This window comes from Flavobacterium sp. CFS9 (genome assembly GCF_041154745.1).
Classification (GTDB): Bacteria; Bacteroidota; Bacteroidia; order Flavobacteriales; family Flavobacteriaceae; genus Flavobacterium.
Window position 1 is genome coordinate 3,696,916 of the sequence record NZ_AP031573.1, and the last position, 14,132, is coordinate 3,711,047.

The following is a 14,132-nucleotide window of genomic DNA, read 5'->3' on the forward strand; positions in this document are numbered from 1 at the left end:
ATTTGTGACCTAGTTTATAGGATTCATCATTTAACCCAAACCAGCCTAAATTGAAAATAGTAAATAAGTTCTATCCGCATGCCCTTGTTATCCTGGGCTTTATCCTCGTTTCTTTAATTTATTTTTACCCGGTTTTACAAGGAAAACAAATTTTCCAGTCGGATATTGCTCAATATACCGGAATGGCGAAAGAGCAAAACGATTTTAGAGCTGCAGAGCATTCTGAACCTTATTGGACCAATTCTGCGTTTGGAGGTATGCCGACTTATCAGCTTGGAGCGAATTACCCAAATGATTTTGTGGGGAAATTAGACGATGCTTTGCGTTTTCTTCCTCGTCCTGCCGATTATTTATTTTTATATTTCTTAGGCTTTTACGGGCTGTTGCTGGTTTTAAAAACCGATCCTTTAAAAGCATTTATCGGGGCAATTGCCTTTGGTTTTTCGACTTACCTGATTATCATTCTTGGTGTAGGGCATAATGCAAAAGCCCATGCTATTGCTTATATGCCACTTGTTATCGCCGGATTCATACTTGTTTTTCAAAAAAAATACATTTGGGGTGGCCTGCTCACCATGTTTGCGGTTGCATTAGAAGTTAATGCCAACCACTTTCAAATGACGTATTATTTATTGATTTTCTTATTGATACTTTCAGCTTATTTTACTTTTAATTTTATCAAAGAGAAAGAATATAAACCGCTTTTAACCGCTATTGGTGTTTTGACCGTAGCCGGAATTTTTGCTATTGGTTCCAATGCCACTAATTTATTGGCAACTAGTGAATATGCTAAATTTAGTACACGTAGCAACAGCGAATTGACTTTTAACCCTGATGGTTCTAAAAAGACCAACGAAAATGCACTAAGCCGTGAATATATTACCGAATATAGTTACGGAATTGCAGAAAGTTTTAACCTGATTGCTCCAAGACTTTTTGGAGGTTCAAATCATGAAAATGTAGGAACAGATAGCCGTATGTATTCCTTTATGATTGAGCAGGGAGTACCGTCAGAGCAGGCGCAGGATTTTGTATCGGGAATGCCTACGTACTGGGGAGATCAGCCTATCGTGGCAGCCCCGGCTTATATTGGAGTTGTGGTTTTCTTTTTGGCAGTTTTAGCTTTATTTATTGACGATCGAAGAATAAAATATGTATTTTTTACAGGAGCATTAGTGTCGCTAATACTTTCCTGGGGGAAAAACTTCGCGTTACTGACAGATTTCTTTATCGATTATGTTCCAATGTACGACAAATTTAGAGCAGTGTCTTCGATTCAGGTTATTTTGGAATTGTGCTTCCCTGTTTTGGCTGTTATGGGATTACAATCGTTTTTCAAAGCTAAAGAAGAGCCTAAATTACAGCAGAAAGCGCTGGTACAGACAGGAGTTTTTGGATTAGGCGTTATTTTGATTTTAGTATTTGCTAAAAGCATGTTTCATTTTACAGGCAGCAGTGACAATTATTTCTTAGAAAGTTACGGACCTGCTTTTGTAGATGCTTTAAAAGAAGACAGAAAAAGTTTGTATTCTGCTGATTTATTGCGCTCAGGCTTTTTTATCGTGATTACTTTTGGAATCCTTTGGTTGTTCATTAAAAATAAAATAGCTCAAAATACTACTTTGATTATCGTTGGTCTTTTAATGATTTTTGATTTGTTTTTTGTCGATAAAAAGTACGTATCAGCCAAAGATTTTGTGAGTCCGGTACAAATTGCAGCACCATTTCAGGAAACACCTTCTGATGCTCAGATTTTAAAAGATACAACACATTACAGAGTTTTTGAAGTAAATGGCAACATGTCAAGTGCACGTGCTTCTTATTTTCATCACTCTTTAGGTGGATACCATGCTGCAAAACCAAGAAGAATACAACAACTTTTTGATTATCAGATTGCAAAAAACAATGTCGAAGTTTTAGACATGTTGAATGTGAAATACATCATCCAAACGGATAAAGAAGGAAAAGAATTTCCAACTGTAAATCCAAATGTTAACGGAAATGCATGGTTTGTCAGCACCGTTAAATTGGTAAATAAACCGGATGATGTAATGAAAGCATTAGATCATATTGATACTAAAACAGTAGCGGTTTTCAACGTTCGTGAGCATGAGGGTAAATTTAGAAATGCCCGAATGAAAAAACAGTGGGACACTACAGGAACCATTCAGGTAGTACAATACAAGCCTAATTACATCAAATACAAATCAAACAACGGAAAAGATGGTTTGGCTGTTTTTTCTGAAATCTATTATAAGAATGGATGGAATGCCTATATTGATGGCAAACTTACCGATCATTTTCCTGTAGATTATGTTTTAAGAGCTATGGAAATTCCGGGCGGTGAGCATACTATCGAATTTAAATTTGAACCTCAGGTGGTTAAAACAGGAAGTGTAATTACGTTGGCAAGCTGTATTGGAATGTTACTGCTTCTGGTTGGTGGGGTTTATTTTGAAAGGAAAAAGGCGAAAGCTTAGAATCGTTTTAAAATAGTGTTGAAATATCATTTTTGTATCTTTGCTGTGTATTAGAAGGAAAGTAAACAATGAAAGATAGCGTGTTAAATTTTGGTACTCCACAAGAGTTAGAAGCTAAAAGAATAGCGGAAATCAAGAAGCTTTCTTATCTGGAAAGATTAGAGAGGTTAATGGCTATTATTGAAGTTTCCTACACGATAAAAACAGCTAGAATAATTCGATCTAAAAAGTAATGAATGAGCAAATAATAGCTATTTGGAATAGTTTTTTTGAAAACAAAGTTAAAATCTTGGAGATTTTGAGACCATTGAAACGATGCAGTTTATTTACGGATGGAGTGATTTTACATTAAATTATGGTTTGCGATTAGATATTATGACGGCTGTTAAGGGCTTAGAAGATAAATCTTTCGCTTCTTTGTTAGAAGACGCTACAGTTGTAATGATAGGCGAGACTCCGGTTTATTTTATTGACTATGATAGTTTAATTGTTGCTAAAAAAGCCGCTAACAGACCGAAAGATATCTTAGATATTGAGGAGCTCGGAAAATTGAATGACGAAAAAGAAAAAAAAATAGTTGTATAAACTTACTTCATAGCATAGCATAAATTGGAACAAAAAAAACTCTTAATCATTACTTATTATTTTCCACCGGCTGGAGGACCAGGTGTACAGCGTTGGTTAAAATTTGTAAAATACTTACCTGAATTTGGTATACAGCCGATAGTTTATGTTCCTGAAAATCCAACCTATCCCATTGTTGATGAAGGTTTGGTTAGTGAGATTTCTGATAAAGTAGTTGTGCTTAAAAATAAAATCTGGGAACCGTATCAGCTGGCTTCTGTTTTTTCCAAGAATAAAACAAAGAAAATTAGTTCCGGAATTTTTCCCCATAAGAAAAAACAAACTTTCTTAGATAAAACCTTTCTTTGGATTCGTGGAAATTTATTTATTCCGGATGCCCGCGTTTTTTGGGTAAAACCTTCAGTAGCTTATCTCGAGAGATACATCAAAGAGAATGATATTGATACAATTGTTACTTCAGGGCCGCCACATAGTTTACATCTAATAGGCCTGGAATTAAAAGAAAAACTAAATGTAAAATGGTTCGCTGATTTCCGTGATCCCTGGACTACCATTGGATATCACCAAGCCTTGCGTTTGTCAGACTATGCTGCTAAAAAGCATAAAAATCTGGAGCATAAAGTACTCAATAGTGCGGATACTATTATTGTGACAAGTAAAACTACAAAAGTAGAGTTTGAAGCTATCACCAATAAACCAATTTCGGTGATTACCAATGGTTATGACATCGAAAATGTAGAGAAACAAACGTTAGATGTTAAATTTACTTTGGCGCATATCGGATCATTTTTATCCGATCGAAATCCTCGATTTTTATGGGAATGTCTGGTAGAATTGCTTCAGGAAATACCTGAGTTTAAATCACATTTGGAAATCAAATTAATTGGAGCAGTAAGCCAGGAAGTACTGGATGCTATTACAGAGTTTGATTTGAATGAATATTTGAATCTATTAGGATATGTTTCGCATCATGAAGCGATAGCGCACCAAAAGAAATCACAAGTTTTGCTTTTAATCGAAATTAATTCTGAAGATACCAAAAGTATAATTCCGGGTAAATTGTTCGAATATATGGTATCAAATCGTCCAATAATAGCCATAGGACCTCAGGGGTCTGATTTTGCCGATATTATAAAAGAGACCAATACAGGAGTATTTTTTGATTATTCTGAAAAAGCGAAGTTAAAAAGTGTAATTTTGGACTTTTATAATCAGTTTTTAGAAGGGAAACTACAGGCCAATGGTGTTGGTTTACAACAATATTCCAGAAAGAATCTAACCAGGCAGTTAGCACAGTTGATTAACTAAGCTAATCTGCAATCTAAAATCTAAATTCAGAAATCCAAAAATGGGTATTGTTTTAAATCAGTCTTTCAAAAATACAATTATTACTTACATAGGTTTCGCAATTGGAGCCATTAATACACTTTATTTGTATCCTGTTTTTTTGGGTGCAACTTTTTATGGTTTAACTAATTATGTGACTTCTTGCGCGAATGTGATTATGCCATTATTTGCAATTGGAATGCAAAATACCTTAGTTAAATTTTATTCACAATATCAAACAGAGGAAGAAAAATCCCGTTTTCTATCCTTTACGGTTTTGTTTCCTCTGCTATTAATAATTCCACTTTTGCTGATAGGTCTTGTTTTTTATGATGAGATTCTGTTCTTTTTGTCCAAAAAGAATGCGATTGTTAGAAGTTATATATGGTTAATACCCTTTATTGGACTGTGTATGGCATATTTTGAAATTTTTTATGCCTGGTTGCGAGTAAATATGCATTCCGTTTTTGGAAACTTTGTAAAGGAAGTTGGCTTACGATTATTTTCATTATTTCTATTAATAGGTGTTTACTATAATTGGCTTAGTGTAGAAGGTTTTGTGTATGCAACGGCACTTTTATATTTTTTAGCATTCCTGATAACCATGTTATATGCATTTAGTATTCAGAAACCAACTTTTCAGTTTATGATACCGGCAAATACAAAAGATATCCTGATATATACTTTTTATATTATTTTATCCGGAAGTGTTGCCAATTTGCTTTTGGATGGAGATAAAATGATTTTAAATCAATATATGCAGATTGAAAATATTGCTTTTTATTCTGTCGCTACTTATATTGCCTTGGTTATTTCAGTTCCAAGCCGTGCTATGCATCAGATTGTATACCCAATTACGGCAAAATTAATGCATGATAACAAACATGATGAGTTGAACCAACTTTACAAAAAAACGTCAATAAACCTACAGATTGTGGGTGGTTTTGTAATGCTTTGCATATTTGTAAATATCGGTCAGTTATACGAGTTAGTTCCAAAAGAATATAGTGGTGGAATTGCAGTTGTATTTATGATTGGTTTGTCTAAATACTTTGATTTGATTTTAGGAAACAATAATGCGATCATTTTTAATACTAAATATTACCGTATGGTGTTGTATTTAGGATTAATGCTGGTTGCGTTGACAGTAATTTTAAACATGATCTTTATTCCAATTTTTGGAATCTTCGGATCTGCTTTCGCTACTTTATTATCGATTACTTTATATAGTTTGGCAAAACTGCTTTTTGTGGTTAAAAGGCTTCATTTGTATCCTTTTACTATTCAAACAATATATTCGATGTTAATTACATTTGCATTGTTTTTAGTGTTTTACTTTTGGGAATTCCCTTTTTATCAATTGGTTAGTATTGCTTTAAAATCAGTTTTGGTAACTGTTTTATATGTTTATCTGAATTATAAGTTCAATATTTCTCCTGATATTAATAAGGTGATCGATACTATTTTAAAAAAAATCGGAATTAAAGTTTAGTGTATTTCTAAAGAGGAAGTAAAAGTAATTTTAATTTGAAACTGTTTTGTCTTTATATTTGTTAGAAAAGATAACGAATACCGATTGGATATTCAATATAGTCCAATAGCATTGTACTATTTTCATATTACATCGGCATTATATCAGAAAGGATGATACAAAATAGAAGTAAAATTGATATAACTTATTGCTGACAGTATATGAAAAATAAAATAGTTTGTTTTTTAGCACTTTTTATTACTTTGTTTTCTTCACTGACTTTTGCTCAGAAAGACAGTTCTCAAACCTCAAAAGCGACTGTTAAAGAAGTAAAATTAAAAGGATATCCCGTAAAGCCATTTAAAGACACACTTTTTTATGTGTATTATAAAGTAGGTTCTTTTTCGCCTGAAAACAGAGCAAATGCAATTACTGAAAAGATCAGAAAACTATATGAGGATTCATTCTTTGTAGCGGATTCTATTTCGGTTGTACCTTCAGATATTTCTCAGGATATTGTTTATAAGAATGATTTTGTCATCATGTCTGTTTTAGATGTAGACGGAAAAGCGGAAAATCAAACGGCAGATTTCATCGCAAAGCGCAATTTAAACCTGATTAAAAGAGCGATTGCGTATCAGAATGAGAATTACTCGATGCTTCCCAAAAGGCTTGGATATACAGTATTACTGGTACTGATTATTGGGTTTGTTTTATATTTTGTCGGTAAATTATTCAACAGAGTAAAACTGTACATACTCAAAAATAGTGACCGACACTTTAAAGGATTTAAGTATAATAATATCAATATTCTTTCGCCTCAAAAACAACAGTTTTTACTCATGCGATTGTACAGTGCTATTAAAGTGATTACACTTATTTTAATAGTATATCTATCATTGCCACTATTATTCAGTATTTTTCCTGCTACCGAAGTTTATACAACTACTTTGCTGCGTTGGATTCTTTCGCCTGCAAAACTTGCGGTAATGGGATTTGTTGGTTTTTTGCCAAGTTTAGTCACCATAGTAGTTATCATTGTCATTTTTAAATATTCTATAAGAGTGATCAAATTCTTTTTTGATGAGATTAAAAAGGAGAATATTAAAATCGACGGTTTTTACAGCGATTGGGCAATGCCTACTTTTAATATTATTCGTTTTCTAATGCTTGCTTTTATGCTGGTTGTTATATTTCCTTATTTGCCGGGATCAGATTCTCCGGTATTTAAAGGTGTTTCGGTATTTGTGGGAGTTTTATTTTCTCTGGGGTCTTCAAATGCTATTGCCAATATGGTGGCGGGTCTGGTGATTACCTACATGCGTCCGTTTAAGATTGGTGATTTTATCAAAATTGGTGATGTAAGCGGAGAGGTGATTGAAAAAACAGCTTTGGTAACCCGCGTCAGAACACCTAAATTTGAAGACATTACGATTCCTAATGCAACTGTTTTGTCAAGTACTTCAACTAATTATTCAGCCAATACAAAACACGCCAATAATGGTTTATTGATTCATACTACCGTTACGATTGGGTATGATGTACCATGGAAAGATATTTATAAAGCATTGATTGAAGCTGCTCTAAAGACGGAAATGGTCGAGCAGACACCATCTCCTTTCGTCCTGCAAACGAGTTTGGACGACTTTTATGTTTCCTATCAGATCAACGTTTACACCAAAGAACCTACGAAGCAGCCGAGGATTTATTCGTCTTTGCATCAAAACATTCAGGATTCGTTTAATGCAGCCGGAATAGAAATTATGTCGCCACATTACGGAGCACTTCGTGATGGTAATGCCACGACAATTCCTGCGAATTATCTGAATAATGATTATGAAGCACCTCCTTTTAATGTTAAGAATAAAGGGTAAAGTATTGGTATTCTGGGTGTAATCTTAAAATTTTAACAGTCTTTTGTTTTGTGGTTTATTTTATAAAAATTAACTTTAGCTAAGAATATGGCAATACTTTTTGTTTTTAAGGTAAAAATATCTTAGTAAAGCAGACAATAAAAGTACGTGCTGTAGTGTTTATTTAAACTGGAATGTTTTTAGAATTTAAAATTGTGAAGTAATTGTAGTAGTATTTGGATTAAATTTTAAGAAATTATTATGAAGAACGGCCAACTCAGTCAGGAACAAAGCTTGCAAGTATTTTCTAGTATGATATCAAATAAAGTGCAAAATGGATTTACACTGGAGGAAAGAAACGATGAATTGCTTTTCGCGGTTCTGAGTAAAGGAGGAAAAGTGGTAAATCATAGTTTAAATTTTATGATTTTTTGTCTGACCCTGGGATTGTGGTCCTTTGCATGGCTTTATCTGACAATAGAAGCCACCAAGCAAAAGAAGATATTAGTTGCCATTGATGAAGACGGTTTTCCTTTTGAAGAAAAATGTTTAGTGGCATAAATGCGAAATAATAAAAAATCCAAATTTCAATTATAGATTGAGATTTGGATTTTTTATTAAAATTTTTGCCAAGGTTAAAGTTTGTCTTTCAGGTACACTCCGGTAACCGATTCTTTCACCTTTACAATATCTTCGGGAGTCCCTACAGCTAGTAGATGACCGCCATTTTCACCACCTTCCGGTCCCAGATCTATAATCCAGTCGGCACATTTTATAAGGTCAAGATTATGTTCAATGACAATTATGGAATGTCCTTTTTCGATTAAGGCATCAAAGGAAGTCATTAATTTTTTAATGTCGTGAAAATGCAGGCCTGTTGTTGGCTCATCAAAAACAAATAAGGCTTTGTCTTTGGTAGCGCCTTTAACTAAAAAGGAAGCCAGTTTAATACGCTGCGCTTCACCACCGGAAAGAGTAGAAGAGGATTGTCCTAATTGTACATATCCTAAGCCTACATCCTGTAAGGGCTGTAACTTCTGAGTAATTTTGGTTTGTTTATTCTTGTCGAAAAAAGCAATCGCATCATCAATAGTCATGGTCAGGATGTCATTGATATTTTTTTCGTCGAAATTGATTTCTAAAATCTCTTTTTTGAAACGTTTTCCTCCACAGGTCTCACATGGCAGCGAAACATCGGCCATAAAGACCATCTCAACGTTTATAGAACCCTCTCCTTTGCAAGTTTCGCAACGGCCACCATCGACGTTAAAAGAGAAGTGTTTGGCCTGATAGCCTCTTACTTTAGAGAGTTTTTCTTTAGCATACAAGTCCCGAATATCATCGTAAGCTTTGATATACGTTACCGGATTGGATCTTGAACTTCTTCCAATTGGGTTCTGATCGACATATTCGATATGTTTGATTTGCGAAAACGAACCTTTTAGTTCACTAAACTGGCCTGCCTTTTCAGCAGCACTGTCCAGTTTTTTCTGCATGGCCGGGAACAATATCTTTTTAATCAAGGTACTTTTTCCACTTCCGGAAACTCCGGTAATGACCGTTAAAACATCTAATGGAAAAGTAACAGTAATATTCTTTAAGTTGTTCTCTCTTGCGCCTACAATATCAATATGGTTTTTGAATTTACGTCTTCTTTTAGGAACAGAGATTTCTAAATCACCGTTCAGGTATTGGGCAGTTAGTGAATCTGATTTCAGAATTTCACCATAGGTACCCTGAGCGACCAGTTTTCCACCAAATGTGCCCGCTTCGGGACCAATATCAATAATCATATCGGCGGCTTTCATAATGTCTTCATCATGTTCAACTACAATAACTGTATTACCCAGATCACGTAGTGATAAGAGAACTTTAATTAATCTTTCAGAATCTTTTGGGTGCAGACCAATACTGGGTTCATCCAGAATGTACATCGATCCAACTAAGCTGCTTCCCAAAGAAGTAGCGAGATTGATACGTTGTGACTCACCGCCCGAAAGTGTTGCCGAATTTCGATTTAAAGTCAGATAATCTAAACCAACTTCAGTTAAAAAAGACAAACGATTGTTAATTTCGACCATTAATCGTTTTGCAATTTGCTGTTCGTAAACATTTAGATCGATGCTTTTGAAAAAAGTAACCAGGTGTCTGATCGGTAAATCGACAAGATCTGAGACTGTTTTACCGTTGATTTTTACATAAGATGCTTCTTCGCGCAAGCGTTTCCCACGACAGGTATGACATTTCGTTTTTCCGCGGTAACGGGATAACATGACGCGGTTCTGAATTTTATAGTTTTTCTCTTCAAGTTCTTTGAAAAAATCATTTAGACCTTGAAAATATTGGTTTCCTGTCCAGATCAAATCTTTCTGTTCTTCTGAAAGTTCGAAGAAAGGTTTATGAATAGGAAAATCAAATTTATAAGCATGTTTTACCAGCTCATCTTTGTACCAGCTCATGCTTTCACCTCTCCAGGGATAAATGGCGCTTTCGAAAATGGACAGAGAGGTATTTGGAATCACCAAATCAGCATCGATACCGATAATATTTCCGTAGCCTTCACAAACCGGACAGGCTCCGTATGGATTATTGAAACTGAATAAATGAACGTTGGGCTCTAAAAAAGTAATTCCGTCCAGCTCAAAATTATTCGAGTAAGAAAATTTTTTATCGGAGTTCAGTTCTTGTAAAAAACAAATGCCTTTTCCTTCAAAAAAAGCGGTCTGTACAGCATCAGCAAGACGATTGTAGAATTCTTCTTCTTCCTTAACCACAATTCGGTCGATAATCAATAGAATATCTTTATTGTCTAGCTGATGAATTTCTGAAGATGTAAAATCATCGAGACGCACCATTTCATTATTAACCAGAATACGAGCAAAACCTTGTTGAAGCAGTACTTTCAGTTTGTCTTCCAATTGTCTTCCTTCTTCAAGATGAATAGGGGCAAGCAGAAGCCATTTACTGTCCAGTTCTAAAGTTTTTACATCCGTAATTACATCGGTAACGGTATTTTTTTTGACTTCCTGTCCGGAAACTGGTGAATAAGTACGACCAATTCTGGCATAAAGTAATTTCATATAATCGTAAATCTCTGTTGAAGTTCCAACAGTAGAACGCGCATTGGTGGTGTTAACCTTTTGCTCAATGGCAATGGCTGGTGCAATACCTTTTATGTATTCTACTTTCGGCTTGTCCAGTCGCCCCAAAAATTGACGTGCATACGAAGATAAGCTTTCGACATAACGACGTTGTCCTTCGGCATACAAGGTGTCAAATGCAAGACTTGATTTGCCTGATCCTGAAAGACCTGTAATAACAACTAGTTTATTTCGGGGGATAGCTACATCTACATTTTTTAAATTATGTACCTGTGCGCCTTTAATGATAATATTATGTTTTGGGTCGAGTGTCGAAAGATCAATTTGCATAAAAAAAGTCAATTTCTACAAAAGTAATCAATTTTGATTTCAGTTTTATCAATCAAATTGTTCCAAATTCTAACAGAATTGTGATTTGTAGATTTGATAGATTAAGAGTTAAAAACAATCAGATCAGTGTGAGAGAAAATAAAGGTTCGAATTTTTATTCTAAATTTTAAAAGAATCCTTTGGAGGCCGCACAAATGCTTGTTTTCCTGTTTTTTAATTGTGTTTTTTCATGTTAAAAGAGTACTGAATCGGGGTTGAAATGGTCGGAAAAAGGATGAAAATGAAATGTGTCCTGCAATAATTAACAATTTATTGTTAATTATTCGTCTTTTTGTTTGCTTTTTAAAATATTAATTTGTTAAATTTGATCAAAATATTAACACAAGTACATAACCCAAAAGCCACGCCTATAAAATAAAACTACTTTTTATAAAATTACTCCAAATTTTAAATAGAAACTAAAAAAGTAGTACTATGGCTGATGTGCATATTCCTGACGCTCTATTGGTAAAAAATTATGTTGAAGGCAACGAAAATGCCCTTGCAACATTAATTAAAAGGCACGAGTCTAAGATATATGGATTTATATATTCAAAGATCGCGGATAGAGATATTTCAAATGATATTTTTCAAGACACTTTCATTAAGGTAATCAAAACCTTAAAAAGTAATTCCTATAACGAAGAAGGTAAATTTTTACCATGGGTGATGCGTATTTCCCATAACCTGATTGTGGATCACTTTCGTAAAACCAAAAAAATGCCAATGTACAGAGAAACCGAAGAGTTTTCGATATTCTCTGTCATGTCTGATGATGCTTTAACTATCGAGAATAAAATGATTTTTGATCAGGTCGAGGTTGATTTAAAAAGAATCATCGAAGAGTTGCCTGAAGATCAGAAAGAGGTATTGGTTATGCGTATGTATCAGGACATGAGTTTTAAAGAAATTTCTGAGCTTACAGATGTGAGTATCAATACAGCATTGGGAAGAATGCGATATGCTTTGATGAATTTGAGAAAAATAATTGATAAACATCAAATTATTTTAACCAATTAATACTAATTCAGGTATTACTTCGTTATACTAGTATAAAACGTTTTGATGGTATGGCGAAAATTTACTCTAAAAAGGCATTAGCTTCTAAAGATTTAAAACCAAAAAAAGAAGTTATTTCTTTTTTGCTTAGTTATTCACAAGCCTTAAAAGTTGTGAAAATTGAAGATAAGAGTTTTGAAATTATAGCTAACTAAACAGCCCACTACATTTGTCGGATGTTTATTTCGAAAGAAAAACCAGATGGTCGTTCTGGTTGAAAGCTCACTATTTGCATGTAAATGCAGGTAGTGAGTTTTTTTTGCTTCAGTTGGTCTGATACAAGAAATAGGAAGATTTTTCCTGAGTTTAAAATCAGTAATTTTTTACAAAACTTAACTCGTTGTAAGAGTCAGATATTCAGGTTGAAAAGCTTTGTATTTTGCCTTATGACTTTATGATTGATGTAAAAAGTGGTCTTCAGATTTTGGATTGGCAATTTGTTAAATTTCTGTGTTTTGTTTGAATTTCATTTATTTATTTTATATTTAGCTTTATTATAGTTAAAAAGCGGATTTTTATTCAATGAATTTGCTCTATATAAATGATTTGTGTATTAAAAACCTTTCAATATATAGAAAAGCTCATTTAAGAGGATTCTTTTATAAGTCTAACCAAAAACCAAAAAATAGATGAAGAAAAACTACTCACACTTTGTTTCGTTTGTTGTTTCTCCTGGTATTTGTAAAGAATAGCAGGAATAATGAGTTCTCGTCAGGTATTTAAGTGAATATCGTAATGTTTTTTGCGGCCCTCGCTTGATGTTTTGATAGTGCATCTCATGAGATTACCCTAAAATCTTTTAAACAACTAAACCAAACCGAAAATGAAAAAGAACTTAAAGATGTTATCATTGTCGCTAATGATAAGTATTGGAGCGTTTGCTCAAAAAGAAGAATTAAAAGAGGCACAATCTTATTATGCTAAAGGGAAAAACCAGGAAGCATTAGCCGTTTTAAAAAAAATAGAATATCAAATATTAAATGCACCCGATGAGGTAAAAACAGATTATTTTTTTACAAAAGGTAATGTTTATAAGGATCTTGCAACTAAAAATGTCGATGCTGCAAGTAATTTTGCATTGGCATCAGCAGCCTATCAGGATGTATTATTGTATGAAAACGAATCCCGCAATTATAAGTATGCTTTTAAAGCGAGTTCTGCTTTGAAAGAGATGAAGTCTAAGTTGGTTGATGGTGCTTATAATGATTATAAAATCGGAAAATTTAAAGAAAGTGCCGATAAGAGTTACGAAGTGTATTTGTTTGATAAAAAAGACACTCTAAACTTGTTCAATGCGGCTTCTTCATCTTTAGCGGGTAAGGATTACAGCGCTGCCATAAAGTACTTTGAAGAGTTGAGAAAAATAAACTATTCCGGAAAAGGGATGGTTTTTTATGCGACTAATAAAAAAACAAAGCAGGAAGAAGTATTTATTTCGATGAGTGCAAGAGAATCTAGTATTAATGAAGGTTTATATGAAAAACCGAGAAATTTTAATCCGCCTTCCAAAAAAGAAGAAATTCTGGTTTCTTTAGGTTTTTCTTATCTGGAGAGAAATGATTTTCGCAATGCGGAGAAATACTATGAAGACGGGTTAAAAATCAATCAGGATTGTTTGACCTGCTGTTTAAATCTGGCTTATGTTAAAGTGCAGTTTAGAAAAGAAATTCAGGATCAGATGTCGTCATTGGGCACGACGGCCAGTGAAATGAAACAATTTGATAAATTAGATGCTCAGAAAGACGAGGTGGTAAAAAGTGCTATTCCGTATCTTAAAAAAGCATTGGTGATTGAACCTAAAAATGAAAATGCTGTAAAATCACTCTTAGGGATTTACAGGTCGTTGAATATGACAAAAGAATACAATGCTCTTAAAGGAAGCATGTAA

10 protein-coding genes are annotated in these 14,132 nt (G+C 33.9%); 9 read left to right on the forward strand and 1 reads right to left on the reverse strand.

What is annotated here, in order from left to right:
* Window positions 1-50: 50 nt before the first annotated feature.
* The 6 genes from ACAM30_RS15580 to ACAM30_RS15605 all read left to right on the forward strand — a co-directional run bounded on the left by ACAM30_RS15580 (window position 51) and on the right by ACAM30_RS15605 (window position 8,276).
* Complete coding sequence (locus ACAM30_RS15580) at window positions 51-2,480, forward strand: YfhO family protein (protein WP_369615516.1); 2,430 nt, start codon at window positions 51-53, stop codon at window positions 2,478-2,480.
* A 315-nt stretch (window positions 2,481-2,795) separates the two neighbouring features.
* The gene (locus ACAM30_RS15585) at window positions 2,796-3,065 is read left to right on the forward strand and encodes a hypothetical protein (protein ID WP_369615517.1); all 270 of its coding nucleotides are present in this window, start codon (window positions 2,796-2,798) and stop codon (window positions 3,063-3,065) included.
* Between the two features lie 24 nt (window positions 3,066-3,089).
* Window positions 3,090-4,373, forward strand: coding sequence for a glycosyltransferase family 4 protein (locus ACAM30_RS15590; RefSeq protein ID WP_369615518.1), 1,284 nt, complete (start codon window positions 3,090-3,092; stop codon window positions 4,371-4,373).
* 40 nt (window positions 4,374-4,413) lie between these two features.
* The gene (locus ACAM30_RS15595) at window positions 4,414-5,883 is read left to right on the forward strand and encodes a lipopolysaccharide biosynthesis protein (RefSeq protein WP_369615519.1); all 1,470 of its coding nucleotides are present in this window, start codon (window positions 4,414-4,416) and stop codon (window positions 5,881-5,883) included.
* 200 nt (window positions 5,884-6,083) lie between these two features.
* Window positions 6,084-7,736: a mechanosensitive ion channel family protein gene (locus tag ACAM30_RS15600; protein ID WP_369615520.1), complete on the forward strand. Its 1,653-nt coding sequence runs from the start codon at window positions 6,084-6,086 to the stop codon at window positions 7,734-7,736.
* A gap of 291 nt (window positions 7,737-8,027) precedes the next feature.
* A complete protein-coding gene (locus ACAM30_RS15605; protein WP_123923492.1) occupies window positions 8,028-8,276 on the forward strand; it encodes a hypothetical protein in 249 nt (82 codons plus the stop codon).
* A gap of 74 nt (window positions 8,277-8,350) precedes the next feature.
* Here ACAM30_RS15605 and uvrA read toward each other — a convergent pair whose 3' ends face one another.
* The gene (gene uvrA / locus ACAM30_RS15610) at window positions 8,351-11,146 is read right to left on the reverse strand and encodes an excinuclease ABC subunit UvrA (RefSeq protein WP_369615521.1); all 2,796 of its coding nucleotides are present in this window, start codon (window positions 11,144-11,146) and stop codon (window positions 8,351-8,353) included.
* 474 nt (window positions 11,147-11,620) lie between these two features.
* Between uvrA and ACAM30_RS15615 the strand changes: the two genes are divergently transcribed.
* From ACAM30_RS15615 to ACAM30_RS15625, 3 genes are all read left to right on the forward strand, one after another.
* Window positions 11,621-12,205, forward strand: coding sequence for an RNA polymerase sigma factor (locus ACAM30_RS15615; protein ID WP_369615522.1), 585 nt, complete (start codon window positions 11,621-11,623; stop codon window positions 12,203-12,205).
* A gap of 50 nt (window positions 12,206-12,255) precedes the next feature.
* Complete coding sequence (locus ACAM30_RS15620; protein WP_017498746.1) at window positions 12,256-12,399, forward strand: hypothetical protein; 144 nt, start codon at window positions 12,256-12,258, stop codon at window positions 12,397-12,399.
* A gap of 668 nt (window positions 12,400-13,067) precedes the next feature.
* Window positions 13,068-14,132: a hypothetical protein gene (locus tag ACAM30_RS15625; protein ID WP_369615523.1), complete on the forward strand. Its 1,065-nt coding sequence runs from the start codon at window positions 13,068-13,070 to the stop codon at window positions 14,130-14,132.